Annotated in this window: 20 protein-coding genes; 6 read left to right on the forward strand and 14 right to left on the reverse strand. The window is 61.9% G+C overall.

Annotated features, from left to right (window positions below; genetic code table 11):
- Nucleotides 1–27 precede the first annotated feature (27 nt).
- The gene (locus NO360_RS15580) at nucleotides 28–1194 is read right to left on the reverse strand and encodes a glycosyltransferase family 4 protein (protein ID WP_256308771.1); all 1167 of its coding nucleotides are present in this window, start codon (nucleotides 1192–1194) and stop codon (nucleotides 28–30) included.
- A gap of 373 nt (nucleotides 1195–1567) precedes the next feature.
- Here NO360_RS15580 and NO360_RS15585 point away from each other — a divergent pair, with 373 nt between their 5' ends.
- Nucleotides 1568–4405, forward strand: a complete 2838-nt coding sequence (locus tag NO360_RS15585; RefSeq protein WP_256308772.1) for a hypothetical protein — start codon at nucleotides 1568–1570, stop codon at nucleotides 4403–4405.
- A gap of 167 nt (nucleotides 4406–4572) precedes the next feature.
- Here NO360_RS15585 and NO360_RS15590 read toward each other — a convergent pair whose 3' ends face one another.
- Nucleotides 4573–5553, reverse strand: a complete 981-nt coding sequence (locus NO360_RS15590; protein WP_256308773.1) for a glycosyltransferase family 2 protein — start codon at nucleotides 5551–5553, stop codon at nucleotides 4573–4575.
- 102 nt (nucleotides 5554–5655) lie between these two features.
- On the opposite strand from NO360_RS15590, the gene NO360_RS15595 reads away from it, so the two are divergent.
- Nucleotides 5656–7200 carry a hypothetical protein gene (locus NO360_RS15595; protein ID WP_256308774.1) on the forward strand — a complete coding sequence of 515 codons (1545 nt, stop codon included), beginning with the start codon at nucleotides 5656–5658 and terminating at the stop codon, nucleotides 7198–7200.
- 97 nt (nucleotides 7201–7297) lie between these two features.
- On the opposite strand, the gene NO360_RS15600 is transcribed toward NO360_RS15595, so the two are convergent.
- The 7 genes from NO360_RS15600 to NO360_RS15630 form a co-directional block, all read right to left on the reverse strand.
- Complete coding sequence (locus NO360_RS15600) at nucleotides 7298–8440, reverse strand: glycosyl hydrolase (protein ID WP_256308775.1); 1143 nt, start codon at nucleotides 8438–8440, stop codon at nucleotides 7298–7300.
- The gene (locus NO360_RS15605; RefSeq protein ID WP_256308776.1) at nucleotides 8441–10324 is read right to left on the reverse strand and encodes a hypothetical protein; all 1884 of its coding nucleotides are present in this window, start codon (nucleotides 10322–10324) and stop codon (nucleotides 8441–8443) included. It lies immediately after the preceding gene.
- A 128-nt stretch (nucleotides 10325–10452) separates the two neighbouring features.
- A complete protein-coding gene (locus NO360_RS15610; protein ID WP_256308777.1) occupies nucleotides 10453–11121 on the reverse strand; it encodes a ParB N-terminal domain-containing protein in 669 nt (222 codons plus the stop codon).
- Between the two features lie 226 nt (nucleotides 11122–11347).
- A complete protein-coding gene (locus tag NO360_RS15615; RefSeq protein WP_256308778.1) occupies nucleotides 11348–12721 on the reverse strand; it encodes a prenyltransferase/squalene oxidase repeat-containing protein in 1374 nt (457 codons plus the stop codon).
- A gap of 91 nt (nucleotides 12722–12812) precedes the next feature.
- Nucleotides 12813–13916: a DUF354 domain-containing protein gene (locus NO360_RS15620; RefSeq protein ID WP_256308779.1), complete on the reverse strand. Its 1104-nt coding sequence runs from the start codon at nucleotides 13914–13916 to the stop codon at nucleotides 12813–12815.
- 239 nt (nucleotides 13917–14155) lie between these two features.
- A complete protein-coding gene (locus NO360_RS15625; RefSeq protein WP_256308780.1) occupies nucleotides 14156–15103 on the reverse strand; it encodes a DUF1616 domain-containing protein in 948 nt (315 codons plus the stop codon).
- Nucleotides 15104–15348: 245 nt separating this feature from the next.
- A complete protein-coding gene (locus tag NO360_RS15630) occupies nucleotides 15349–16479 on the reverse strand; it encodes a glycosyltransferase (protein ID WP_256308781.1) in 1131 nt (376 codons plus the stop codon).
- Nucleotides 16480–16701: 222 nt separating this feature from the next.
- Between NO360_RS15630 and NO360_RS15635 the strand changes: the two genes are divergently transcribed.
- Nucleotides 16702–17835, forward strand: a complete 1134-nt coding sequence (locus NO360_RS15635; RefSeq protein ID WP_256308782.1) for an FG-GAP repeat domain-containing protein — start codon at nucleotides 16702–16704, stop codon at nucleotides 17833–17835.
- A 446-nt stretch (nucleotides 17836–18281) separates the two neighbouring features.
- Nucleotides 18282–18803, forward strand: coding sequence for a DUF7344 domain-containing protein (locus NO360_RS15640; RefSeq protein ID WP_256308783.1), 522 nt, complete (start codon nucleotides 18282–18284; stop codon nucleotides 18801–18803).
- 53 nt (nucleotides 18804–18856) lie between these two features.
- On the opposite strand, the gene NO360_RS15645 is transcribed toward NO360_RS15640, so the two are convergent.
- On the reverse strand, nucleotides 18857–19480 hold the full coding sequence (locus tag NO360_RS15645) for a DUF7344 domain-containing protein (protein ID WP_256308784.1): 624 nt from the start codon (nucleotides 19478–19480) through the stop codon (nucleotides 18857–18859).
- Between the two features lie 468 nt (nucleotides 19481–19948).
- Between NO360_RS15645 and NO360_RS15650 the strand changes: the two genes are divergently transcribed.
- Together NO360_RS15650 and NO360_RS15655 are read left to right on the forward strand one after the other, a co-directional pair.
- The gene (locus NO360_RS15650; protein WP_345780211.1) at nucleotides 19949–21106 is read left to right on the forward strand and encodes a Gfo/Idh/MocA family protein; all 1158 of its coding nucleotides are present in this window, start codon (nucleotides 19949–19951) and stop codon (nucleotides 21104–21106) included.
- Nucleotides 21107–21226: 120 nt separating this feature from the next.
- Nucleotides 21227–21673: a hypothetical protein gene (locus tag NO360_RS15655; RefSeq protein ID WP_256308785.1), complete on the forward strand. Its 447-nt coding sequence runs from the start codon at nucleotides 21227–21229 to the stop codon at nucleotides 21671–21673.
- Nucleotides 21674–21791: 118 nt separating this feature from the next.
- Here the strand turns inward: NO360_RS15655 and NO360_RS15660 are convergent, their stop codons facing one another.
- The 4 genes from NO360_RS15660 to NO360_RS15675 all read right to left on the reverse strand — a co-directional run bounded on the left by NO360_RS15660 (nucleotide 21792) and on the right by NO360_RS15675 (nucleotide 26157).
- Entirely contained in the window at nucleotides 21792–22694 is a 903-nt protein-coding gene (locus tag NO360_RS15660) for a sugar phosphate isomerase/epimerase family protein (RefSeq protein WP_256308786.1), read from the reverse strand.
- A gap of 447 nt (nucleotides 22695–23141) precedes the next feature.
- Nucleotides 23142–24251 carry an ABC transporter ATP-binding protein gene (locus tag NO360_RS15665; RefSeq protein WP_256308787.1) on the reverse strand — a complete coding sequence of 370 codons (1110 nt, stop codon included), beginning with the start codon at nucleotides 24249–24251 and terminating at the stop codon, nucleotides 23142–23144.
- On the reverse strand, nucleotides 24248–25222 hold the full coding sequence (locus NO360_RS15670; protein WP_256308788.1) for an ABC transporter ATP-binding protein: 975 nt from the start codon (nucleotides 25220–25222) through the stop codon (nucleotides 24248–24250). The genes NO360_RS15665 and NO360_RS15670 overlap by 4 nt, the downstream gene beginning before the upstream one ends.
- Entirely contained in the window at nucleotides 25219–26157 is a 939-nt protein-coding gene (locus NO360_RS15675) for an ABC transporter permease (protein ID WP_256308789.1), read from the reverse strand. Before NO360_RS15675 ends, NO360_RS15670 begins: the two co-directional genes overlap by 4 nt.
- Nucleotides 26158–26159: the final 2 nt, after the last annotated feature.

Below are 26159 nucleotides of genomic sequence, written 5' to 3' on the forward strand. Positions count from 1 at the left end.
GGCTTCGTTATGGACTAATTGACGCGATTACTCCCGGCTAGACCGCGTGAGAATTCGCGTTACGTGTTGCCAATCTTCGGCAGCGTCGGCGATGGAGAAGCGATTCCGAACGCCGCGGGCGTTCGCACCGAGCCGTGCCCGTCGCTCCGGATTCGCAAGTAGTTCTTCGATGGCCGTCGCGAAGCCCTCGATCGTCGCCGGGTCGACCACCCGGCCGTTCCAGTCGTCGACGAGGAGGTCTGAGACGTTTCCGACGGCGGGCGCTACCGGAACGGTTCCGCTCGCCATCGCCTCGATCAGTGTCAACGGCAGTGCATCGCGTTCCGACGTCAGTGCGAATACCGACGCGTCGGCATACCACGGGGCCGGGTCGTCGACCCAGCCCGGCGTGTCGATCACGTTTTCGAGCCCGTAGTGTGCGATCCGTTTCGTCACGTCGGCCGAGAGCGGACCGTCTCCGACGATGACCGCCCGTACCGAGGGATACCGTTCGGCGACCACCGCGATCACGTCGACGAACAGCACCGGACGCTTTTCGGCGGTTAGCCGACCAACCCACAGCAGGTCGTAGGGCCGCTCGGCGTCTTCCCCTCCAGGAAACCGATCGGCGTTGATCGGATTCGCCAGAATCGCTGTCCGGTCCCAGGGGACGCCGACGAAGCGGTGGAGCCGTCGTCTGTGTGTGGGTCCGGGAACCGTCACCGCATCGAACCGACGGATGAGCCACCGGACCGGGCGACCGTACCACGCCCGGGCGTGGACGTCGATGTCGTAGCCGATGATTCCGAGATGAGCCGGAATCCCATTCCATCGAGCGGCGAGGAGTCCGAGGCAACCGTGGGGGAACAGTGATACAGACACGACGGCGTCGTAGTCTCCTCTGATCGACTCGACTGCTGTGAGCAGGGATAACAGGAAGATGTCCAGTAGACGGACGCCCGTCGAGGGGGGTGAGAGCTGGTTGATCCCGGTTACGTTCGGATGGGGTTGGGTGCAGAGGAGCGTCGTCGTGCCGACGACGTCTGCCAGGGGTTCGATGTGCCGCTCTATTTTCTCGATGTTCGTCGGTCCGTATACAGCCAACACCCGTTCGATGTCGCCACCGACATCCGAGTCGGTCCGTTCGGAGCCCGCTCTCGGGACGGTGTCGTTCTGCCACCTGTCGGACTGATAGACGCCGTCAGTCGTCGCCATCTCCTGAGCATTGCGGGCGATCAGTCATCGTTACGATGTGGCTACTTCTGACGACTTTACGCCACCGGCGGACAACCCCGATCACTTTGCCGGTGGCGGGGGTCGTCCTCGACACGTGCTACCGAGTTCTCGACAGACGGACCCGACACGCTCCCTACGGTTGCACGCAGCAGTCTACACCGGCGTTAAGACCTTGTTAATACGATGATAACGACTGATTTCCTACGTGTTTCTCCTCCCGGCAAATCGGCTCAAAAAATGCAGGACTTCTGGACATTACACTTTAGAAATATGTTTTTCTGTGATATTCACAAGATCGAGAACATATAATTAACGATACATTTATCCGGGTTACGTAGATATTACAGCCTGCATGGCACGCAAGCTGGCAGGCGAGGACTTCGATAGCGACAGGTCCACCCAGGTCGAGGAATCGGACGACGAGCACACGGACGGCGGGCGGTTGCTGAACCGGCGCGACTACGTGAAACTGAGCGCGGTGACGGCGGGGACGGTCATCGCGTCGACTGGAGTAGGCTCGGCTGCTGTCGAACGGCACGGGATCCAGTTCGATCGCGTGCTCGACGCCGTCGAGGATCTCGGTATGGATCCGAACGGCGACGACCCGATAGATTCGGCGTTAAGCAGCGCGTACGAGACCGGAACGTTGATCGAGTTCCCGGAAGGAACGTATCGGATCGACGACGAGGCACCGATCTCTGGGTCGAAGAGTCGGTTCGGAATGAGAGGTCTCGGTGACTCCCAACGGGACGTCCAGTTCGTGTTTCCGAACGCCGCCTCGTCGGACGGCTATTGGGCCTTCCGTCAGTACGGCGGTACGGACGTACTGTACGAGAACTTCTCGATCCAACTGACCGACGACCACGAAACCAGCGTCTCGATCCAATTCGACGTGAACGACAACGGGCTCGCGATCGACCTCGAGTGGCTCGGATTCATTCCGCCACAGGTCGAATCGAACGGGTCCCTGCTCCGGATGAACGTCGACGGCGACCGCGGCGCGACGACGGAGGGCGTCAACATCGCGCGACGTATCACGATGGGGAAGCAGGGCAGCCACCTCGGCGGTCATATGTCTTCGACGGACGACACTCCCGGCACCACGTTTATGCGTCACGATACGTCGCATATCGGTGAGTTGCGGCTCGAGGACGTCCACTTCGAGCAGTGCGGGCACAACGCGATGCGGTCGACGAACAACGACGGGGTCGTCACGGTCAAAGGCGGGTACTTCCTGAACTGTGACGTCTCGAGCCTCCGTTTCCAGGGCGGGGACCACCCGACGAAGACGTCAGTCATCGACGGGGCGCACATCGAAAAAGACCACTCGAAGCTCAACGACACCGGCGGCACCGAACCGCATCAAGGGGCGGGCATTATGGTCGACAGTCGCGTCGGTAACTCGGGTCTCGTGATCAGAAACTGCGACATCGAGTACAAGGACCTCTCGGTCGCGCCCGACAACGCTGGCTCCCTGTGGGGAGTAATCCGTGTCACCGACACCGCCAACAGCAACCCGGGTGGTATCACCATCGAGAACACCCGAATCCACAACGAAACCCTCGCGCCGAACCTCTGGTTCCAGACTATCGATTCGGGGGCCAAGCAGCCGCACGAAGTCGTCTTAGACGGCGTTCATCTCACCTCTGAGTCGGAGAAATCGAGGAATATCGACTCGTTGGTGTACTTCGAGGAGGGCCGAGATGGGTCCGTGATCCGGAACTGTTGTTTCTATGCGCCCAACGGCGACGTCGACGCGGTCCTGTTCGAGGGATGCGATGACGTCGTCGTCGAGGACTCGAACATCAACGTGACCGGTGAAGCCGTGCAGTTGCAGAACTCCGACGGAAACGTCCGGAACATTACCCACGATGCGACCTGTGACGTCCCGGACTTCTCCAACGACGATTCCAACTCGGACGATTCGACCGACGATGACTCGAATTCGGGAGATTCCACCGACGACTCGTCGGACGAAACCGACGGTTCAGACGGCGATTGGACCTCGCTCGCGGTCGACGGCACCGACTCGGACACCACCTCGGAGTACGAGTTCGTCGTCGACGGCGACGCACGCGAGAACACCGAACTGAGCGAGTACGGAACCGTCAACACGATCGAAACGCTCGACGACGGCACCGTCCGCGTCGCCGGCGCGATCCGCTCCGGCGTCGACGCGTTCGACTACACCGGCTCGATTCGGAGTTTCACTGCCGGCGACGATATGGACCTCGAACGAGACGGGGAACTGATCACCAGAGACGAGGTCGTCGACGGAGACTCCGATACTGACGAGTCGACCGACGACGGCTCTGCCGACAGCGGCTCGGACACGGACGACTCCACCGATGATTCGTCCGAGAGTGACGATTCGACGGACGAAACTGACTCGTCGGACAGCGACTGGATCTCGTTCGCTGTCAACGGCACCGACTCGGACACCACCTCGGAGTACGAGTTCGTCGTCGACGGCGACGCGCGCGAGAATATGGAACTGAGCGAGTACGGAACCGTCAGTACGATCGAGGCGCTCGACGACGGCACCGTCCGCGTCGCCGGCGCAATCCGCTCCGGCGTCGACGCGTTCGACTACACCGGGGCGATTCGGAGTTTCACTGCCGGCGACGATATGGAGTTCTCGCGAGGCGGGACCGAGATCTCCCGCGACGAGGTCGTCGACAGCACCTACGAGCATTCTCTGCGGATCGTCGGGACCGGAACGACGTCCACCTACGAGTTCGCCGTCGACGGCGAGGTCGCGGCCGCGCCGGGGTGTGAAGGAGAGTGCGCAGACGCGATCTCCGGTACCGAGGTTGCGGGTGAACTGTCTTCGGGTACCGCCTCGTTCCGCTTCGACGGCGACGTCACCGAGTTCTCGCTGGACGGCGAGGCTGGTGTCTACCTCGACGACAGACAGGTCGACGCCGACCTGCTTGGCACTGACGCGGACCCGTTCCTCGAGAACTGGCTCACCGTCGACGGGATCGAGGACGAAACCTCCTACCAGTTCGCCGTCTCGGGGACGCTCCACAAATCGCCGGACCTCGGCTCCGCAGAGGCCGACGACGTTATCGAGGACGGGATGGTCATCGGCTCGGTGTCCGACGACGTCGACGGCTACCGCTTCAACGGTGACGTGACGATGATGCGGGTCCAGGGGACCGCCGAACTCCGGTTCGACGAGGAGTGATCACTCGTCGGATCGGGGCATCCCCCCGTTCCGACCCATCAGTGTAGCGAACAGTTCGGCCGATCGCCTGCCGCGTGGATTTCTGCTCGCGGGTCGAACGCACGTGTTCGATCCCCGGGGCTTCTGACACTGGCCGCTCGTTCGTTTCGTTGGCCGTTTCGACACTCTCAGGGGTTTTTGCCCGCTTTCACGCCGCTGAGTCTCCGCTTGATCCGGCTCGCTGGTTCGAAGGTGAACGGTCCACCGAGGGCCAGACAGAGGTACAGGTACGTTCTCGGATCGAACGGATAGTACGCGAGTGCGACGAGGAGGTATTTGATCGCGTCCCGGTAGTAACCGTTCGAGAGTCCGGAGAACCCGAGCGTCTTGGAGAGACCGGCGACGAATCGGCGTTCGGCGAGCGGTCCCTGTTCCGCGGCGAACGCGCGGTGTTTTTCGATGAACTTCGGGTAGGAAACGTCGCGCTTCCGTTCGAAGTCGTCGCTGATACGACCGCCGGCGTCGATCCGCCGTTCGACGAGAACCGTCCTCTCCGAGGCGAACGTGTAGTGCTTCGCGAGCCTGAAGTACCACTCCCGGTCCTGCCAGCTCGGGAACGACTCGTCGAGCAACCCAGCACGCGCGACCGCCTCCGCCCGGACCATCACGCGCGAGAACGACCCGACGATGCCGCCGTTCAGGAGCGGCTCGATAGCGTCTCCTTCGACCGAGGACCGCTTTACGCCGATCTGGGTCCCGTTCTCGTCGACGATCCGGCTCCCGACGGTGACGACCCCGAGGTCGTCCGGTCCGTTTCTGAATCGCTCGACCTGTCTGCTAACCTTCGTTTGTAACCACCAGTCGTCGTCGTCGAGGAACGCGATGAAATCGCCGTTAGCCTCTCGGATACCGGTGTTCCGGGCCGCGTTCGCGCCCCGGTTTCTTTCGTGGCGAACGCATCGGACGGTCGAGATGGAATCGACGGGTACCTCCCCGAGCGTCTCGGCTGCTGGTTCTGGCGATTGATCGTCGACCACGAGGAGTTCGATCGAGGGATACGTTTGATTGCACACGCTCTGCACCGCCCGCTTGAGATACTCCGGGCGGTCGTAGGTCGGGAGCACGACGCTCACTAACGGCGATTCCCCGTCGCCCCGGTCGTCGGTCATCGACACTGTACGCGCCGTCGGTGGGGTAACCAGTTAGTTAATTCTCAGTTTATCCGGAAGAAGGGTGTTAACAATATATCCAACCCGCTTATCGGACGCAGTATGAAGCGGCTGAGTCGGAGAGCAGTTCTCGGCAGTCTCACGACAGGACTCATCGCGGTAAGTGGCTGTAACACTCCGGACCAGGCAGAGGTCACGTCTACTGACACTCCCGATGCTGTTAGCACCGAAACCCCGACACCCGGCTACGACCTCGGCGGATTCGACCCCGACGCGTACGACATCGAGTTCGATCGCACCCTGCACGCGGTCGAGGACCTCGGAATGGATCCGTCCGGCGAGGAGCCCATCGACGACGCGTTGAACGACGCCTTTGAAACGGGCACCCGCATCGACTTCCCTCCCGGCGACTACACCGTCGCCGAGCAGCCCCCGGTCGATCCGCCACACAACCCCTCACGGTTCGGCCTCGTGGGTATCGGCGAGTCGCACAGAGACGTCCAGTTCCACTTCCCGAACGCCGCTGATCAAGAGGGGTTCTGGTTCGTGTATCAGAAGGGCGGCGAGGACATCATCCTGGCCAACTTCTCCATCCAACTGACCCAGGACGACCGCACGTCCGTCTCCATTCTACTGGACGCCAACGACAACGGTATCGCCGTCGACCTCGAGTGGCTCGGGTTTATTCCACCGCAGATCGAGTCGGCTGGGTCCTTGCTCCGGATGAACGTGGACAGTGCCAACGGCGCGACGACGGAGGGCGTCAACATCGCACGACGAATCACGATCGGGAAGCAGGGCAGCTATCTCGGCGGTCACGAATCGTCGACGAATACGACGCCTGGCACCACGTTTATGCGCCACCAGCCGACACACGTCGGCGAGTTGCGGCTCGAGGACGTCCACTTCGAGCAGTGCGGGCACAACGCGATGCGGTCGACGAACAACGACGGGGTCGTCACAGTCAAGGGAGGGCACTTCCTGAACTGCGACGTGTCGAGCCTCCGCTTTCAGGGCGGGGACCACCCGACGAAGACGTCCGTCATCGACGGGGCGCGTATCGAGCACGATCACTCGAAGCTCAACGACACCGGCGGAACCGAACCGCATCAGGCCACTGGCATTATGATCGACACCCGCGTCGGTAATTCGGGTCTCGTGATCAAAAACTGCGACCTCATTTACAAGGACATCTCAGTTGCACCCCAGAATGCCGGCTCGCTGTGGGGAATGATCAGATGTACCAACACCGTCGAGAGTAACCCCGGCGGATTCACCGTCAAAAACTGCCGAATTCGGAACGGAACGGAGGCCCCGACGCTCTGGATTCAGTCCAGGCAGCCCGGCGCTAAGGAACCGCGAGCAGTTACTTTGGAAAATCTCGACGTGCGGGTCACCGCCGAGAAACAGACCAGGAGTTCAGTCTGCGAAATACACAGCAACCGCGATGGATCGAGGGTCTCGAACTGCTGCATTCAGGCGGTAAACGGCGACTTCGACGGGGTGACGGTCAGCAACTGCACCGACGTGCTCGTTCAAGATTCGAACATCGACGTCAGCGGCGATGCCGTTCACTTGATCAACAGCCAGGGCGACATCTGGAACATCAGTGTGGAGAGCTTCTGTGGCGACGGCGAGGCGGAGTAGCGGCTCGGATCGTCTCTCCGGCTCTCGAGTACTTTCTCCGGCGACTGACCTGGTATGCGACGGGTGGAAGTCGCTGTCGGGACGGGTCTGTCCCCGGCTACCCGACCGTTCTGGGTTCCGTCGAGAGTCGCGGGGCCTCCGTGAACGTGGCGGGATGACTGACGAGAATCTGCCCGTGGTTGTGATCCGTGTTGAACGGATTAATGAGTACCGCTCCCTCCGGCGTCGTCCCCAGAAACGCGTACGCGTTCGCGGTCGGAATCCCTGGCACCGTCGTTCCGAGCGCAGGTGACCGTTCGAGAGAGAGCAGTTGGTGCCACCGTTCGTATCCGGACCGCCGCGAAGCAGCAACCACCTGCACCGGCCCCGATCCGGTTCCGTCGGTCCCCGGGCCGGTGCTGTCCGTTCCAGTCGTTGCCGCAGTCGAGAACACAACCCAGGCCGTTCCCCCCGACTGAATCGTCACCGCGTAGAACACCGGCGAATCGACTGCACCAACGACATCAGGAACGGGACTGTCGGTGTCGGACGGTTCGGGAGGGATGTCGTCTCGCGATAGCCGTAGGATCTCGATCCGGGGGGCGTACGAGCAGTCCATCCCCCAGAGCACCGACTCGGGAGTGAAGGCGAGGTCGACCGCTCGCCAGGTCTGGCTCCCGCCACCGACGGGGTGGAACTCGCCGTCCACGAAGCGTCCGATCGCGCTCTCCTCGTTCGTATCCCCGGTGGTCCCCCACAGCGAACCGCTGTACGGGTCGTGAAAGACGCCGTGGAAGTGACGCACGTCAGAGCGACTCACGTAGGTCGACCATCGCCGGCCGTCGTCGCTGACCACTACTCTCGCCGCCTCGCCGCCGAGGGGATACTCGGCGAGGTAAAGGCGGTCCTCGTGCCGACAGACGGCGGTCGGAAGCACGCCCATCGGTCCCGATGACTCCGGCAGTCTCCTGACGAGACGCCACGACTGTCCACGATCGGACGATTGGAACAGTTCGGCGCCGACGGTGGCCAGCAGCCGATCGCCACCGATCGGCCACAGGTTCGTCGTCGTGACGGATCCCGTGACGCGATCGAGCAGTCCGCTGATCGGTGGGATATCGAATAGCCGTGCGGCGACGTTCGATCCCGGTATCGATCCGATCCGTTCGAACCCCCGTCCCCGACTCCACGTTCCGGCGGTCAGTCCTCGGGTGGCGTAGACGGTGCCGTGTTCGACGCCGCCGAGTTTCAATCCCGGCATTCAGGTCCCGCTTATCTCCTGTCCCGTCTCGGGGTTCCTCGGTGTGACGTAGTACAGGTCGAATCCACCGTTGTCCTGTATGTGATGCACACCCGATCGAGTCCCGATCGATTCGAACGACTCCGTCGAGTACCGAAGCTCGCGGTAGGCGATCACTTCCCGGTCCCGGTCGATCTCCGATACCGGGAGATATCTGACCTCCTCGAACTCCCCTGAGAGGAGTTGGTCGAGGTCCTGATCCCCGTACGTTGAGGCGCCCGTACTCACTGCCGGGCGAGTGTACATTCCCACTCCGGGTGCAAGAGCGTCGAACTCCCTTCCAGGTCCTCTTCGGATCCCGCTCCACTGGATGTCATCGCTGCTGTGTTCGATCGCCGTCTCGAAGCCGTTGAAGTGCTGATCCGTCACGTGATGCGACGCGTTGTAAATAAACGGCGACGCGAAAATGGTCGATAGAGAGAGGGCGAGCGCGACGACGAGGATCCCGATTGCGACCGGTTTTGCCATCGTACGCCACCCGCTCGTCGAGAGCCACGACGCGAGATGGTGGATCATCACGGCTCCGAGGATGGTAACGAACACCATCGCGAACCCGTAGTGTCGGAAGAACAGATGTGACACCGGCCCCATGAAGTGGGCCAGGAAGAACGGACCGAGAACGAGTCCCGCGTACCCGAAGTACGTGATGACGGATCGGCCGTTGTGCGCGGCTTTGGCGTCCCGGTGTGTCCCGTCGGTGAACGGGATCCGAAGCTGGAGGAGCACCGCCAGAAGCGCCAGCACGGAGTACGTCGCCGGGACTAGGAACAGTTTTACGAATAGCTCCAAGAGCGTCGCCTCGACCGCTCGCGCCGACTGGACCTGGGTCTCGACGGACTCGCCCGGGTCGGTCGTTCCGATGATCGCCTCGTAGGTGGACACGAGCACCCGTTCGCCGACGTTGAACACCTTATCGAACTGGAGGACCCACACCAGCCAGACGAGCAAGAGGAGAACGAACACACCGTAGACCGGGCGCAGGTCCGAGACCACGAGTTTCTCCCGGTTCCGAAACGCGACGTGCAACACGACCAGCGTTCCGAGGAGGATGACGATGTTTAACGCCAGCTGCGGGTGCGTGACGACGAGTGTGATCCCCAGGATCGCGAGCACGAGGTTCCAGGAACCGATACGGTCGAACGCCGATCGGGCCGTTGGAGCGCTCGTGAGGTGTTTCACGAGAGCGTACAGAAACACGGGGAACAACAGCATCGCCATCGAGTACGTGTGGAAATACAGCCCGTTGCTGATCTGATTGATCGGCAGCACCATCGTCCCCGAGAACGCCGCGATGACGGTCAACCGCCGATCCTCGAACAGCGCTTTCGCCGTCAGCGGAATAAAGATCGTATACAACGCGAAACACAGGGCCGCAAACAGAATCATCCCACGTTCGATCGGGACTCCCATCGAATCCGTCAGCAGCGCGGTGATACTGTGCCCAGCAGGATAAAAGAGGTCACCGAACCGCATACGACCCGTCATAATTTCGGTGGCCCACCCGAGATGGGTCAGCGAATCCGAGCGGCCGTAAAAGCGAAAACTCCTGATGACCGGGAGTGCCCCGATCGTGATGGTAGTCAGCAGCCCGAGCCCAACCGCTACCCCTGCGTTCCGGTCGCGACACGACGCCAGCGTGACGAGCGCAGCGGAGAGTAACCCGACCGCGGCCCCGACCCAGAAGACCCTCGGCGTTCCTGCGTACACGGACACTTCGTACCCCGTCGCGGGCGTTTGCCAGGCGCTGATCGTCCCGATAGCGACGGCGAGGAAGCCGGCGGTGAGGACAAGCTTTCGCCAGTCGCCAGTCGGTCGATCACGAACTGACCCCAAACGATCGCGCATCGGCTGCATCTGGCACCCCTACGGAAATTGTTATCCAGGTCCTAAACGGTGCTATACGTCCTGAGAGTACGTTTTGGCTCCGTCTCGGGACGCAATATCGCGGGTAGCCGCGAACGTGACTGGTCAGCTCAATCGATCACGTCGCGAAGATCGGGGTGGTCTGCGTACTCCGCCACTCCGGCGGCACGGACGTCCCCGTCGAAACGATGTACTCTTTCCCGGACCTGTTGCCACTCGGCGTGCCTCGCGAGCACGTTTACCGGCACCTCTTCGACCCCCACGAGTTTCGCTATCGCCAAGCGATGGAACCCCTCTGCGAGGAACGGTTCGCCGTCTCTCGCGATGAGCACCAGTGGTTCGAGAGAGTGGAGGTGTTGGAACTGGCTCTGTCGGCCGTCGATGTCCGGCGCGTCGTGAGCGGCTCTGTGATTCGGCCGGTATCCGTTGTCTCGTATGTCGTGGTACAGCCGCTCGACGTACGCCAGCCGGTCCGTCTCGGCCTCCGAAATCGAGTGTTTGCGCTGCTGATAGTACTCCGTGTCCTCCCACTCGTTCCCTTCCTGAAACCGCTGTTTCAGCCCCCGGTAATGAGTCGTCGAGCGGATGGGTGCACAGTTTTCCGGGGCGTCCCAGTCTCCGCCTTTGATGATCCCGAGCCCGCGGTTCGTATCGATGGCCTCGTTGAAGCGTTCGATCTCGTCGGTGGGAATGTTGATCACCTTGTACGGGTCCGCGGGCGCGTCGTACCGCAACCGTTGAACCCTGTATCGGACCGCCGTCACGCGTTTGAAGAGCATATCGCTGCGAGCAACGGTTTTCGCCTGACGAACCGCTGACCGACACACCGGACGTAGTCCCTCCCTCTGATATTTTTTGACCGCCTTCCGGGCCAGTCCGAGGGTGCTCATACCCGTACCTCGAAGGGCCCCGAATAAGTAATATTCTCGGTACGCGGGGTATTCTGTGGCTAACGGTTGGTCGCAGCGATCACGATTTCGTCGCTCGCAGTGTCACATCTTCGTATCACACCCGGACTTCGCCGTGCCCCCGTTTCAGGAACGCCGACAGCGCCAGGCACATCCACGCCTGATTCCACCGGATGTACGGCGTTTCGTCGGTCACGAACCGCCCGATTCGGCGGTGAAAACATCCCTCGGAGTCGTACAGTCGGTCCAAAGTCCACTCGAGGACGCGGCGTGCGAGTTCCACGTCCTCAGGCCGCTCGCGACGCGTGAAGGTTATCAGCGCCTGTGCCGCGGCGTGGACGTCGTAGGGCCGAGACTGGTCGTCCTCGAACTTCGGCGCACCGTCGGACTCGAAGTGGTTTTGTCGGTGGAACCGCATTCCCCGGTCGTAGGCTTCCCGGGCAGGGTGATCGGCGTCCCGTTCCCGGACGTACCGGCTGAGGCTTTCGAGCACGAACCCCGTGTGAAAGTTGTCGTACCCCAGGTGTGAATCCGACGCCGGGGCCGAATAGTGCCAGCCGCCCTCCTCGGTCTGCGCGTCGACGACGAACGCAAACAGCTCTCGCGCGCGAGATTGGAACTTCCGCTCGTCGAGCCGCTGGCCCACCCGCCACAGCAGGTCAGCCGCGAGCGCGTTCGCATTGATCGCCACGTACGAGTCGTACGGCGTGTACGTGAGTACTTCGTGACCGTCGACGGACTCGGTCCCGATGTCCTCCAGGAGGAACTCGGCGGCGTCGCGCGCCACCTCGAGCGACCGATCGTATCCCGTCAGATCGTGGTGCTGGAGGAACGGCCGGGCACAAAACACAGTCACGACTCCGCAGGGGTGGGTCGCCGGGAGAAAGAACTTCGTCGAGTTCTGCCAGTCGAAGTTGTATCCCCACGAGGAGCGATCGAACGCCGGTGACCTGTTGTCCGCGAGCCAATCCAGCAGTCGTTCTGCCTCGCCGAGGGCGACGTCCTCGCCCGTCCGTTCGTACTCGTTCAAATACGCACTGGCGAACAGTCCGACTCCCTTCGGGTTTCGTTCCTTGGGGACGCCCAGGTACGGCCTGAGGTTCAACGGGAACTTCTGGACGCCGTGGATCACCACCAGTCTGAGCAGCCAGTGTCGAGCGGCGGCCGAGAGCACCGGACTGTTCAGTCCGTCGTACGGATCGTACCCGGCGTAGTCACGCTCGCGAGCCCACGCCAGAGCGGTTCGACAGACGGCCGCCGCATCGTAGCCGGCGACCGCCGGGCCGTCTCGGGAGCCGATACCGTCCCGTTCAAAGTCCCGACCCACGGTGAAATCGGGGTTCTTTCGGCGCTGATCTGCCGCGACTGGACGCTCCCAGTCCGGTGCGGTCGCTCCTCCGCCCGAGTCGGAACTGACTGTCGACCGCGCTCCTGATCTTTCGGCGTCAGTATATCGGGCGTCCCGATCCATTCTATCCGTCACTCGGAGCGGTTTCAAAAAGTTATAGAGCGGTTTCCGCGTCTCATCTCACGTCGGTCTTTGATCGGATTCAACCGGATGTTCACTCGGTCCGGTGCAGATTAGATCCCTCGACCGGCCCCGGATGCGAGCCGAGTGCAGGGTCCTGCGGGTTCTCGATCAGCGCGCGCACGAGCGAAGACGCCTGCTCGCGTACCTCGAAGCAACGATCCCGATCCGGGACTCGGTCCGTCGTCCCGACAGCTGATAGGTGCGAGACGATTTCGTCAGGGTCACGCGAGTGAACGATCAGCCCGTCGTCGACCATCGATCGGTCGACCGACAGCAGCGGTCCGGGGAAGAACGAGACGGCCGGCTTCCCCATACAGGCCGCTTCACGGGCCATCGTTCCCGACCCCGTCAGGACGCCGTCAGAGTGCCAGGCGAGTTGCAGACCATCGAGCGCTCCGTCAGGCACGAACACGCAGTCTTCTGTGTAGGGATCCGCGTACGCTCGATCTCCCGGCCTGCGGGGGAGGTATACGACGCTCGTTCCCGCCGCCGTGAGCGCTTCAAGCAACCGGGGCACGAGCGATTCCGCTTCGTCGACGTATGCCGCCCCCAGCGCCTCGGGACGGAGCACCACGAACGTATCGAACGGAAGCGCTTCGGGAAACGTCTCGTCGGGTTCGAAGTTCGCGACGTAGATGTCCTCCTTGTAGCCGTCGTACGTGTGGATTCGTTCCGGGTCCGCGCCCCACCGCGTCAGCTCAGAGGTCTGAAACGCCGATGGCACGACGTGATGGCTTGCGGTCGACCTGAACCGACAGAAGGCCCGCTCGACGAGGGGTGCGTCGACGTACGCCGTGATGTCGTTGTCGGTGAAGTGGATCGATGGGATCCCCCGTGCCCGCGAGGCCAGCACGCACATCGCGTTTCGGGCCGACAGCGACACGTCTGCCGTCGGAGCCTGCACGGCAGCTTGAACGGTCCGCAGCGGAACGGCTGCCGTTCGCAGGGCGACGTTCTCGAAGTCCCGCCCCAGCGTCTCGAATTCGAACCCTGCCTCACGGGCCAGGTCGACGGTCTCGGTCTTCCGTCGGACGGTGGTCCGAAACGTGACATCCCCCAGGTCGTCCAGTAATCCCTCGAAAAAGAACGGATGCGACGGGCTAATTAGATCGAGCCACGCCGTGACCTCGGTCATCTCGGATCCCACCCGCAGTCCTCTGTTCGGATCGCACTCGGAGTGAGTGCGCTGTCGGTTGGATTCCGTTCGGGTCGACGCTTCGGAGCTCGTGGATCGTTCCTGTGCATAACCTATCTCGTTGCGATGTACCGCAGGACGTGTCCCGACCCGCGACGATGGCCGGTTGAAACGTCCATACGCACTTCGTTATGGACGACCTCACTGGTGGGGACGATGCTGGACGCGCACCCGCTTGGCTATTCGACGTCAACCCAGACGTGAACCGCCCGGTACGCAGTTTCGGGTCCCGGGTCGGTCGGTGGTTCGTCGCGGTACAAGAAGAACCGCAATCGAACGTCGTCACCAGTTATCGATCGCACCGCGCTGTGACTCCTGATAACGGTCTCGCCCGGGTCGACAGTCACGGTGAAGCCACCCGCGCTCTGAATGGCGGTTACAGTGCCGTCCTCCACTCGCTCGAAGCGGGCGACGACGTGGTATTCCGTGAGTTTGTCCTCGCTGTTCTCGATGAGCACAGCCGTCTCGGCCGCTTCGCCGACTGCGAGGTCTTCGGGGTAGCCGTCGGTAACGAATTCGCCTCCTTGCTGAGTTCCGACCGCGAAATCGGTGAACGTCGCACCTTCCTGCGGAACGGCGAAGGCGATACCGACGGCCCCGACGGCCAGCACGATACTTCCAGCGAGCGCGACGTTGACCACGGCCGCCCCCGTCGAGTTCTCGCGTACCGATGTTATCGACTCCTCGAACCACCGCTCGATCGGAATCTCGAAGCGGTCCGGCTCGGGGACCCGCGACCGCCGGTACCCCCCAAGGAGGGCCATACCAGCCGAGAAGACGGCGGTGGCGACGATTATTGGGCCGACGACCTGGCCGAGAACGAGGTCGAACACGAACGCGAACAGCGGAAGCAGTCCGACGCTCAAGCCGACGGCGAGTGCGGCTCGTTCGACGGTCCCGAGCCGCGAGATTCCGTTTGTCGCGGTCGACCTCTCTCCGACGGGTCGTCCCGGGAACAGTACCGTACTGAGGGTAAATCCGGGCAGGAACAGCAACACCGGCGCCAAGAGTGCAATTCGGATCGGTGAGAGGAGTTCGATCCACTGGAGTGGAACGACCGCGGCTGCATAGCTGAGAACCGCAACGACGTCCCACGTGAGTATTCGTTTGGATGGGATTTCGATCATCTGTGATCTCTGTTGCTGTCGTCCCGCCTGCACGCTCGGTCGAAACGAACCCTCGAACGGACTCCGAGAGGACCGATGTCGATTTCGATCTCGACATCGATGCTGGACGTGACCCCGGACGTGCAGCGCTTCCGTGAGCCTCGTTAGGACGAATGTGGACTTCGTTAGGCGGTCCCTTCGCTCGAATTTCGATTGCTATGTGCGGATACCCGCTCCACTTTGGCGCGACTCCCCCCGTGACCCGGTCACTTCGTCTCCTCCGGGCATCGGTACGTCCGCGCTGCATCGAGCGTATACACGTCACGCGTCCGTTCGGCCACGCGGTCCCAGTCGTACGCTTGCGCCACATCGCGATTCCGCAGCCCCATCTCCCGTAACCGCTCGCGGTCGTCTATCGCCCGTCGAAGCGCGACTTTGAGCCCTTCGGCGTCTCCGGGATCGTACAGATGCCCGCCCTCGGATCCGACCAGTCCGGGGAGACACCCCATCAACGGCGCCACGACGGCGCGGCCGAACGACATCGCCAGAACCACGCTGCCGGAGGTGAGAACCGAGTCGAAGGGCAGCGCCACCGCGTCCGTGGCGCGCATATACACCTGTATCTGGTCTTCGGGCACGTATTCGAGCACGGTGTGTACCCGCTCATCGTCGGCGTTGGCTGCGCGCACCCGGTCCGCCACGTCATCGTTCCACGGGTTTCCGACGACGAGGAGCCGCGCGGTCCCGGAAAGGCGTTTGAACGCCTCGATCAGCCCAGGGACGTTCTTGTAGGGCCGGATCAGTCCGAAGAAGGCTACCACCGGGACGTCGGGCGGGAGGTCGAGTCGCTCGCGGGCTGTCGACTGCGACACGTCATTCTCGTAGACGTTCACGAAGTTGCCGTGAGGGACGACGCGGACGCGGTCAGCGACTCGCTCGGGAAGTCGGTACGTCTCCTCGACTGAATCGGCCGCCGCATCGCAGTGGACGATAATTCTGTCGACGAGGCGTGCCACTGCGTGTCTGACGGCGAGTTCGCTGCGCGGGGCGGTCCGTTCGTGATCCAGTAGGTTGTGGACGGTCCAGACAATCCGGACGCCGAGCGCCCGCAACAGTGCGATCTCGAGAACGAGCCTCGCGCCGAGCAGTATGGCGAGCGCCGCGGGAAACCGGCGGTTGGTGATGACGAAGCGATGGAGCCAGTGGAGGTGGAGCACGTCCGGCACTCCCTGACGACGAAGCCCCCGGAGGAGCGGGAATGCCCACCCCGCATCGGTCGCCGTAACCTCGACGCTGCGGGTCTCTAATCCCGCGATCAGTTCGGACTGGTACGGGTTCGATTCCCTGTAGTCCGGACACATCAGCACCGTGAGTTGGTCGCTGTCGGGTACGGTCATCGCCACCGTCTGCTCGCGTGCACGAACATCACATACTCCGAGAGGCCGACGAGCGACATTGTTATGGGCTTTTGAACGGTCGTGTGATCGGCCTTCGGACCGAATTCGACATCACAACCCGGGGTCGATGGCTGGTGGACGAGTGGTGCAGCTAGGAGGGGGCGACCAGCTGGACGCGTTTAATGAGCGTCTACTCTTGGCCAGTCGATTCGAAGCTCCGGTGTGAAATACCGACACGAACGTATCGACGACAATCCTCCCTGTGGCCGACTCGGGTTCTGCCTGACGCCGGACCTCACCGGCAACGGACGGCCCGACGTGCTCGTCGGCGGAATGGGTTCGAAGATGGAAGTGGAGGTACTCGGCAAACGGGTCGTACTTCGGTACCTGCCGGTCGTCGGGTCGGTTATCGAACGGCTCGAATCTAACGTGTTCTGGTACGAGAACCCCGGTTGGGAGCGCCACGAAGTCGCACGGATCCCCGATCTCTCGGTCGGCGGGTCGATCGGCGACCTCGACGGCGACGGGAATCCCGAACTCGTGATCGGGCAGAACGACGGGACTGACCTCTATTGGTTCGACATTCCGTCGAACCCGCGACGCACCTGGACCAGACGCCTCATCACCGACGAGTTCCGGAAGTACCACGATACGGCGATAGCCGACGTCGACGACGACGGCGAGCCGGAGGTCGTCGTTCTCTCTCAGCAGAGCGAGACGGTCTGTTACTACGACGTTCCCGAAGACCCATCCGTCTCTCCGTGGCCCGACGACCACAGACACGTGATCGCCGACGACCTGAACGTCGAGGGTGTCGCCGTCACCGACCTCGACGGAGACGAGACCACCGAAATCGTCGCCGGACCGAACGTGTTTCGGCGGAACGGATCCGAGGACGAGTGGGACCGCGAACGCTTGGGCGACGACTGGCAGTGGACGCGAGTCGGCGTTGCAGACCTCGACGACGACGACGACAAAGAGATCGTCTTGACCGAGGGTGACCTTCCGTACCAAGGAGACCGCCGAGGTCGGGTCGGAATATTCGACCCGCCGGACTGGTCCGTGATGACACTCGACGACGATCTGTACAACCCACACACGATCCAGACCGCTGACTTCGACGGCGACGGCCGACCGGACCTGCTCGTCGCCGAAATGGGATTGGACGGCAGGGAGACCCCACGAATGTTCGTCTATCGGAATACGGACGATGGGTTCGAGCGTGTCGAGATCGATCGCGGAGTCGCGACTCACGAAGCGAAGGCGGTCGACCTCACCGGCGACGGTTCGATCGACATCGTCGGCAAGTCGTACGGTCCCGACTGTCACGTCGACGTCTGGTACCGCCGGGACTGATGCTCGCAGCCCAGTGCGATTGGGGACGTGATCGATCGGACGCATTGGCCGAAAGAGAGAACGACGATGTACCCGGAGAGGATACCCCACCTGCCGTCAAATCCGCCCGTACCGTCGTCGCCAAACGCCCAAGACGCACCGTGACCACACAGCTACTTCTCCGCGTACTCGATAGATAGTTTGGCCTTCCGGTCGCGGACCGTCAGACACTGTTCAGTCGATCTGCCGACTATATCAAATATATAGCAATAGCGATTGCTAAAACCCGAGCGGGAGCGTTATCGTGTATCAATCCCGCTCGTTCGGATGGACTGTCTCCAAGTCAGGAAGAGCATATTCGCGATATGGACGTGATAACAAATTGAATGAAGCACAATATACGGGTATTCGGATCGCTTGGACACCGAGGGGGCGAAGAACCCGCTGTTGGACAATGAGATTATGTCATGAACACGACGGAGGAACTCACGAAAGACGACGTATTCGAGGTGCTGAGCAGTTCGAGACGGCGACGGATCCTGTATCACCTCCACCGTCGCGGCGGTACCGCTGACCTGCGGACTCTCGCCCGGGATACGGCGGTCGACGAGACGGGTGAATCGGTCGAAGACGACGTCGTGAAACGATTCTACATCTCGCTGTACCAGACACACGTTCCGAAACTCGAGGAGGTCGGGATCGTCCGGTACGACAGCGACGAGAAGACTGTCTCGCTGACGGATCGGGTTGAGGACATCGCACGGGTGCTAAACCACGATGTCGGTCCGGACCGACAGTGGGCGACGTACTACGGGGGGCTCGCAGCGTTCGGAGTACTCCTCGCAGTCGGGCAGATCCTCGGGGCCATCCCACCGGCGACGAGCCTCCTGTTCGCTGGCGCCGTGCTGGCGCTGGCGCTGTACCAGTACTACGAAACGAACGTCAAGGCGGTCGAGTACTCTTTTCTCGAACATCTCATCAACGACTGACGCGGGACTCGGAGTGACACCGACCGGCAGAACCGGATTCGGCATCGGGCGTGTCACTGCCAATACTGAATTCCGACGATGAGGACGATACCGACGACGCTCACCAGCGTCCATCCCGTCGGCGGAACCCTCGAGAGGGCACCGACACCGACGGTGCCAAGGGAGACGACGACGACGAGGCAGGCCGCGATCGCGGGAACCGTCCAGTCCCACTCCATTTCCCGCCCGTCTTCCACCGGATCGACGTACGGTAGGAGCTGTGTCACCGATTCCTGTAGTTCGATCGTCCCGCGGTTCTTGTCGTACTCGACGACGCCGAGTTTGTCCATCTTCGGGAGGTGACACTGGTACAAACCGATGTACACGCGCTTGCGCTGGTCAGAAGAGAGCTGTCTCACCGTCGTATCGTTCTCCTCGGCCGCGATGTGTTCGGCGACGTCTTTCAGTTCCGCGCTGCCGCCGTTGTCCCGAAGGTACTGAATCGTGCTCCGGCGACGACTGTTTTTCAGTAGGTCGAAGATCTCGCCTTTGTCCAGATCAGACCCGTTCGATCGAGATTCCTGGCCGATCATTTCTAAGTTGCCATTGTCGTCGGTGTCTGCGGCATCCTCGTCCGTCGAACCGTCTGTTTTCCCGAGCGATCCCCTGTTGAGTGACCCCGATTTTCCCGCGCTCATAGGGCCCCTTAATCGTTCTTGTACTATAGATATAATTAACTTAACGGTGAATCTACAAGTGAGCCCCGTTCCCACACATTGAGAATGACCGAGTAGAAATTTCAGTGAATTGGGGGGTCTGTCGTCCGATTTTGGTCGGTAATGACTCCTTAACAGGCTCCCTTCGACTGTCGAATCGATTCGGTCCGCCGTCGACTGAGAGCTGACATACGACTGAAGACAGCGCGCGCGACCCGGAGCTCCATAGGCGGAGTAACACGGTTTCATTCGGAAAGTACATTACTATTAATGAGACTGTGTGCTCGAATCGAATTCGAGTGATTCCGCTTCGAGATACGTCGGTCGCACAGGACCCCGAGAGCGGCCGATCGGGATTGGGGGTCACCGCCTGGTTCCGTGTCATCAGGAACGTTAGACCGCGGCGTTAGCAGCCGTATACTATTGCTTCGATCCCGAGAGGGTCCGACAATGACACACCGTGTGGCGATCATCGGAACGGGGCCGGACCCCGAGACGAGAGACCGAGACGGATACGCGATGGCGTACCGACACGCCGCGGGATACCAACGGCTCGATTCGTGTTCGCTCGTCGCCTGTGCGGACATCGTCCCCGAGAACGCGCGGGCGTTCGCCGACCACCACGACCTCACCGAGGTCTACGAAGACCACGAAACGATGCTCGAAGCGGTCGAACCGGACATCGTGAGCGTCTGTGTCCCCCCGGCGGTGCACGCCGACCTCGTGGTAGACAGCGCTGAGACGGCCTCCGTCGACGCCGTGCACTGCGAGAAGCCGATGGCGACGACGTGGGGCGACTGCCAGCGAATGGTATCGACGTGCGATGCCGAGGACGTCCAGTTGACGATCGATCACCAGCGACGGCTCGCAGAGCCCGTCCAACGTGCCAAGAAGCTCCTGAAAGACGGCGAGATCGGTGAACTCGAACGGCTGGAGTGGTCCGAGGTGAACCTCTTCGACGCCGGCTCACACCTCTTCGACCTCTGCGATTACTTTGTCGACGGCGCGCGCGCCGAGTGGGTGCTGGCCGGGATCGACTGCTCGCACGAGAATCGGTGGTTCGGCGCCCTGAACGAGACGCGGGCCATCGCCCGCTGGCGATACGCCGACGGTACAATCGGGTTCGCGTCGACCGCCGAGGACGGCGACACCGTCGTCGACGCGTACCTCCGGATCGTCGGGGAAGACGGCGTCATCGAGATCCATCCCGACGACGGACCGCCGCTCAGGATTCGCACGGACGGCGGGTGGAACGAGATCGACACCGACGAGAGCGTTTACGGACCGAAGCCCGGTATCGTTCATCTCGGACTCGAGAAGGTCACAGAGCGTATTCCGTTCGTGCCGTCGCCCTCACGTCCCCCTAATCACTACGAACAGGCCATCGAGCACCTCGTTTCGTCCCTCGATGCCGGAAGAGAACCGGTCTTTTCGGGCCGGCGTGCCGTTCGTGGGACGGAGTTGATCTTCGCCAGTTGGGAGTCGGCCCGACAGCGGGGCCGGGTCCACTTGCCGCTCTCCGTCGAGGGGAATCCGCTCGAAGAAATGTACGAATCCGGGCAACTGGGGGGGATGGACGAGTGGGCAGAGACGCCGCTCGCCGAGTAGCGGAGGAGTGCGTGCCGACGAGCGGTATCGGCGGAACTATCGCCCGTTGAGACATTCTTTCATTGGTGTATATGTAAATTTCCGAATATTTATTGCGGTTAATACCGCATTAACGCTCGCATGGCACGCAAGCTGGCACACGATTCGGAGTCCGGTAGCACGGAGCGGGAGTCGAACGGCGTCGGTCCTCCCGAGGAGCAGTCGACCGAAAGTAGCACCTTCGAACGCCGGGGGTACGTTCGTCTCGGTGCCGCGGCGGTCGCGACGGTTCTCTCACTCGGGGGTTCTGTCACCGCCGCAGTGGCGACCGAAACCGAGCGCGACGACAAAGAACACCACCTCAGGATCAGCGGCACCGGAACCGCATCGACGTACGAACTGACTGTCGACGGTGAGTTGGTTCCGGGTGAGGATTCGAGTTCGGACGCCGCGGCTCGCATCTCCGAGTGCACCGCCGAGGGGGCGATCACGACCGGCGACAGGCGGTATCGATTCAGCGGCGAACTCCGCGACCTGCAGGTCGACGGCGACGCTGCTGTCGTTCTCGACGGGGTCGACGTTCGGTAGTCGTACCCCCACACATCTCTGCGTTTGCGCCCGGAGACACGCCCGACCAACCGCTACCGGGCAACGACGTGAACAGACGACTAGTAACGCGCCGAGAACTCGTAGCACCAGCCCCGTCCTACCCGACCGAATCCAGAGCGAACAGAGAGCTACCGTGTCGAATCGCCGTTTCGGGTGTCTCCGGATCGTCATCCTCGTAGACGATCCAGTCGACGTCGGCCCGACGAGACGCCTCGAGGACGCGATCGAGGTCGAGGATCCCGTCACCGGGCGGGACCGATCGATACAGGGGCGGGAACCGTCGCGTCCGCCGAGTGTCGGCGACGTGGATCAACGCCACCCGATCGTCGAGGTAGTCGAACAGCTCGACGGGGTCGTACCTGGCCGCGGCGATCCACCCGACGTCGACCTCGAAGGTCAGATCATCGGTCTGTGATACGAGGCGACCGAATGCCGTGGTCTCGACGGCGCGAGCGGATCCACGGATCGTGAGATCGATCGCTTCCGCGAGGAGTCGCCAGACGACGTCCGGCGTCGGGAGGTCCACTGTGGGTCCGAGCCCGAAACTGTCGAGTCGGGGGAGCAACGGCTCCCGCGAGACGTGATACGAGAGCTGTATCCCGTAACTGTCCAGACGGTCGGCGAGGTTTTCGAGGCGCAACGCGAGCCCGTCGATGTCGGACTTCGTCCTGAAGTAGCCGCCACTGAGGTGGGGAATGATCGCGTGCCCGCAGCCGACGTGCCGCAGTCGGTCCGCCAGCGCCTCGACGTTCGATTCGATCCGCGTCAGGTCCACGTGAGCGGCCACCGGCGTCACGCCAGTTTCGTCGAGGGACTCACGAACCACGTGCGGATTCGATTCCAGGAATCTCCCGGCGAATTCGACGCCCTCGAAGCCCGCGTCTGCGACGCGCCGTATCGTGCTCGGGAGCGGGCTGTCGATATCTCGGAGTGTATGAAGTTGTATCGCCGACCGGGGTCGAGATGTCGGTTCCGAATCCGCAGCGGTTTTCTGCGCCATTACCGGGCGTTCGGTGGAGGAGAAAAGGTAATGAACCGCATATATCACGGTAGATACCAGTTATATCTCCGGGATCGATGCAGTTGCCCGAACCGACGGCGCAGTCGCCCCTCGTGACACGACGCGTCTTCGTATTCCGTTCTCGACAGACCGGCTCCCGATCGTGGACCGCGCGGCGCGAGCGAATGAGTTCGGGTCGCACGGGGTTGCCTCTGTTCGGATCATAGAAACGATCCGACGCTTCGCTCCGACGGACACGACTATTTACCCCTTCTGTGCTCCGAGGGAACCGTACCCTCTCGGAGAGTCACTCACCCCATCCGAGACGCATCTCGGCTGTGAGAGGGTGGTCCGCGAGTCGTTTTCCGGATGAAAGTTCTACGTGGGTCCTGGGATATCCTGCTCCTTTCGGGTACCCACTAGGTGGTGAACGGGAGACGAGCCCGCCTACTCCTGGCGTGCGTCCTCGTACTGCGCCGCGGACAGGCCGGGACGGTCGGTGCTGCTGGTACCGGCCGCAGCGCTGTCCTCGGTCGAGCCGATTTCCTCTGCCTCTGGGACGCGGATGCAGCGCACTTCGTGTCGATCGTGCGATTCGAACGCGGGGAAGTCCTCGGCACACTCCTCGGTCGCGATGGGACATCGCGGATGGAACCGACACCCGGCCGGTGGGTCGCTGGGTTCGGGAACGGTACCAGGAAGCGTGATGTCGTTCTCGGCGGTATGGTGTGGGTCCGGGACCGGAACGGCGGAAATGAGCGCTTGCGTATACGGATGCTTCGGGTCCCCGAACAGGGCCTCAGTTGATGCTTTTTCGATCACGTTGCCGAGATACATCACCGACACGTCCGTCGCGAAGTGGCGGACGACCGAGAGGTCGTGGGTTACCATCACGTACGTCAGATCGTACTCGTCCTTGATTTCGTCCAGCAGTCGGAGAATCTTCGATTGAACGCTGACGTCGAGGGCGCTCGTGGGTTCGTCTAGGAGGAGGAGGGAGGGATTTAGACTGATGGCCCGGGCGATTGCCACCCGTTGCTGCTGGCCGCCCGAGAGTTCGTGTGGGTAGCGCCCGTAGTACCGCGGCCCGAGTCCGACGTCATCCAACAAGCTCACGACCCGTGCGTCGATCTGCTGCGTCGATGCCTCCGTATGCAGATGCAGCGGTTCGCTGATTATCTGGCCGATGGTATTGCGCGGATCCAGCGAGGATTCGGGATTCTGAAAGACGATCTGGATCTGGCTTTTGAGCGCCCGCTTTTCGGAACCTGAGAGGTCACCGATCGACGTCCCATCGTACGAAATAGTCCCGGCCGTCGGCTCTTCGAGACCGAGAAGCGTCTCCAGCAGCGTGCTCTTTCCACATCCGGACTCGCCGACGATGGCGTGTGTATCACCGGGATAGACGTCGAGGTCGACACCGTCGACGGCGCGTACCGTTCCGGTCTGTCGCCGGAGGATGCCCTCTTTGATCGGGTAATGCTGTTTCAGCCCTCTAGCCTTCAGCAGCGGCTCGTCCGTCGTCGCGTCCGCTTCTGACTGCGTGTGGTGGCTCATTGGTCCCCTGCGTCGTGCACCAAACACGAGGCCTGGTGCTCTTGTCCCTCGACGCTGTCGGGACGTGTCGTCTCACACTGCGGCTCTGCATCGGGACAGCGCGGGTGGAAGGCGCAGCCACTCGGTGGGTTCCGCATATTGGGGACCGTTCCCTCTATCACGCGCAGCTCTTCGTCTGCGCGCTCGATGTTCGGAATCGTCCGCAGTAACTCGCGCGTGTAGGGATGTGCAGGTCGATCGAAGATGTCGTACACGCTGCCGTATTCGACGACCTCCCCCGCGTAAATGACCGCGATCTTGTCGCAGAACTCGGCGACTACCCCTAAGTTATGAGTAATCCAGAGTACTGATAGGTCTTTCTCAGATACGACGTTTTGGAATATGTCCATTACCTTTTTTTGGACCGTTACATCCAGTGCAGTCGTTGGTTCGTCGGCTATAATAAGATCCGGTTCGAATCCTAACGCCATCGCGATAGATACGCGTTGCTTCATTCCTCCTGATAGTTCGTGCGGGTAGCTATCCAGAACCCGTTTCGGGTTCGGCATATCGACCATCTCGAGGTATTCGATCGCGACCGACTCCGCTTCGGAATCACTGAGGTTCCGATTGTGCCCGATCGTCTCGATCATCTGGCTTCGGATTGAGTACACGGGGTCGAGCGAGGTCGACGGGTCCTGGAAGATCATCGTGATGTCACGGCCCCGGACGCTCTGCATCTGCGACGACGAAAGCGACAGCAGGTCCTGTCCGTTGAGTTCGATCGATCCGTCGACGATCTGACCGGGCGAATCGACCAGTCTGAGGATCGACTGTGCGGTGACCGACTTGCCGCTTCCGGACTCGCCTACGAGCCCAACGCGTTCACCTTCGTTGATCGTGAGGTTCACGCCCCGAAGCGCGTTTACCGTGCCCGAGTTAGTGTCGAACGTGGTTCGCAGATCGTTGATTTCGAGGAGTTTCTGTGTCATCGTTTGTCCTCCAGTTTCGGATCGATCGTGTCGCGGAGTCCTTCACCGAGGAAATTGAACGACATAATCACAAGAACGATCGCAAGTCCCGGGAATACCGAGATCCACCACGCGGAGGTGATGTACTGCCGCCCGGTAGACAACATAATACCCCACGAAGGGGTCGGGGGTTGGACGCCGAGTCCCAGGAACGACAGCGAGGCCGCCACCGCGATGGCGTTCCCCATCTGGAGCGTGACGACGACGAACGCGGGGATGATCGCGTTTGGGATGAGGTGTTTGAAAATGATCTTGGTGTCGCTCAGACCGATCGCCTCCGAGGCCTTGATGAAGTCGAGTTCACGGAGTGACAGGACCTCGCCGCGCACGAGTCTGGCGAAGACTCCCCAGAACACCAAGCCGATGGCGACCAGGACCGTCGTGAGGTCCGGTTCCAGAATCGACGCCAGCGCCAGTCCCATTATGATCGCCGGAAACGCCCACGTCGTGTCGATCGCCGTCCGCACGGCAGCGTCGACCCAGCCGCCGTAATATCCGGCCAGCGCACCGAGCAGGGAGCCGACGACGAAGGCAATCCCCATCGACGTGACGGCGATCTGGAGCGCGATCCGAGTGCCGAAGATGACTCGAGAAAGGATGTCCCGACCGAGGCTGTCGGTTCCCATCGGATGCGCCACGGACGGCGCTGCTCTGACCGCCGTCGGTTGGACCGCAGTGGGGCTGTAGGGGGCGATTTGGGGCGCGAAGATGGCGACGACGGCGACTCCCAACAGCAGCACTCCGCCGACGATCGAGAGGCGATGGCTCGACAGGTCCTTGATAAAGAACCAGACGCGTTCGAAGCGGGACTCCGCGCTGCTGATCTCCGCTACCTCCTCGTTCCACTCTTCGAGTAGTCCGTCCCAGTCGATTTCGGTCGTTGTGCGTTCACTCATTG

It is taken from the genome of Halobellus litoreus, assembly GCF_024464595.1.
GTDB classification, from domain to species: domain Archaea; phylum Halobacteriota; class Halobacteria; order Halobacteriales; family Haloferacaceae; genus Haloquadratum; species Haloquadratum litoreum.

Bases quoted from the DNA above. Each gene is read 5' to 3' on its own strand.
- NO360_RS15650 (WP_345780211.1), top strand. From the start codon at position 19,949: ATGACACACCGTGTGGCGATCATCGGAACGGGGCCGGACCCCGAGACG.
- NO360_RS15670 (WP_256308788.1), bottom strand. From the start codon at position 25,222: ATGACACAGAAACTCCTCGAAATCAACGATCTGCGAACCACGTTCGAC.
- NO360_RS15655 (WP_256308785.1), top strand. From the start codon at position 21,227: ATGGCACGCAAGCTGGCACACGATTCGGAGTCCGGTAGCACGGAGCGG.
- NO360_RS15585 (WP_256308772.1), top strand. From the start codon at position 1,568: ATGGCACGCAAGCTGGCAGGCGAGGACTTCGATAGCGACAGGTCCACC.
- NO360_RS15625 (WP_256308780.1), bottom strand. From the start codon at position 15,103: ATGATCGAAATCCCATCCAAACGAATACTCACGTGGGACGTCGTTGCG.
- NO360_RS15665 (WP_256308787.1), bottom strand. From the start codon at position 24,251: ATGAGCCACCACACGCAGTCAGAAGCGGACGCGACGACGGACGAGCCG.
- NO360_RS15610 (WP_256308777.1), bottom strand. From the start codon at position 11,121: ATGCTCTTCAAACGCGTGACGGCGGTCCGATACAGGGTTCAACGGTTG.
- NO360_RS15600 (WP_256308775.1), bottom strand. From the start codon at position 8,440: ATGCCGGGATTGAAACTCGGCGGCGTCGAACACGGCACCGTCTACGCC.
- NO360_RS15630 (WP_256308781.1), bottom strand. From the start codon at position 16,479: ATGACCGTACCCGACAGCGACCAACTCACGGTGCTGATGTGTCCGGAC.
- NO360_RS15605 (WP_256308776.1), bottom strand. From the start codon at position 10,324: ATGCGCGATCGTTTGGGGTCAGTTCGTGATCGACCGACTGGCGACTGG.
- NO360_RS15620 (WP_256308779.1), bottom strand. From the start codon at position 13,916: ATGACCGAGGTCACGGCGTGGCTCGATCTAATTAGCCCGTCGCATCCG.
- NO360_RS15660 (WP_256308786.1), bottom strand. From the start codon at position 22,694: ATGGCGCAGAAAACCGCTGCGGATTCGGAACCGACATCTCGACCCCGG.
- NO360_RS15595 (WP_256308774.1), top strand. From the start codon at position 5,656: ATGAAGCGGCTGAGTCGGAGAGCAGTTCTCGGCAGTCTCACGACAGGA.
- NO360_RS15645 (WP_256308784.1), bottom strand. From the start codon at position 19,480: ATGAGCGCGGGAAAATCGGGGTCACTCAACAGGGGATCGCTCGGGAAA.
- NO360_RS15615 (WP_256308778.1), bottom strand. From the start codon at position 12,721: ATGGATCGGGACGCCCGATATACTGACGCCGAAAGATCAGGAGCGCGG.
- NO360_RS15640 (WP_256308783.1), top strand. From the start codon at position 18,282: ATGAACACGACGGAGGAACTCACGAAAGACGACGTATTCGAGGTGCTG.
- NO360_RS15675 (WP_256308789.1), bottom strand. From the start codon at position 26,157: ATGAGTGAACGCACAACGACCGAAATCGACTGGGACGGACTACTCGAA.
- NO360_RS15590 (WP_256308773.1), bottom strand. From the start codon at position 5,553: ATGACCGACGACCGGGGCGACGGGGAATCGCCGTTAGTGAGCGTCGTG.
- NO360_RS15580 (WP_256308771.1), bottom strand. From the start codon at position 1,194: ATGGCGACGACTGACGGCGTCTATCAGTCCGACAGGTGGCAGAACGAC.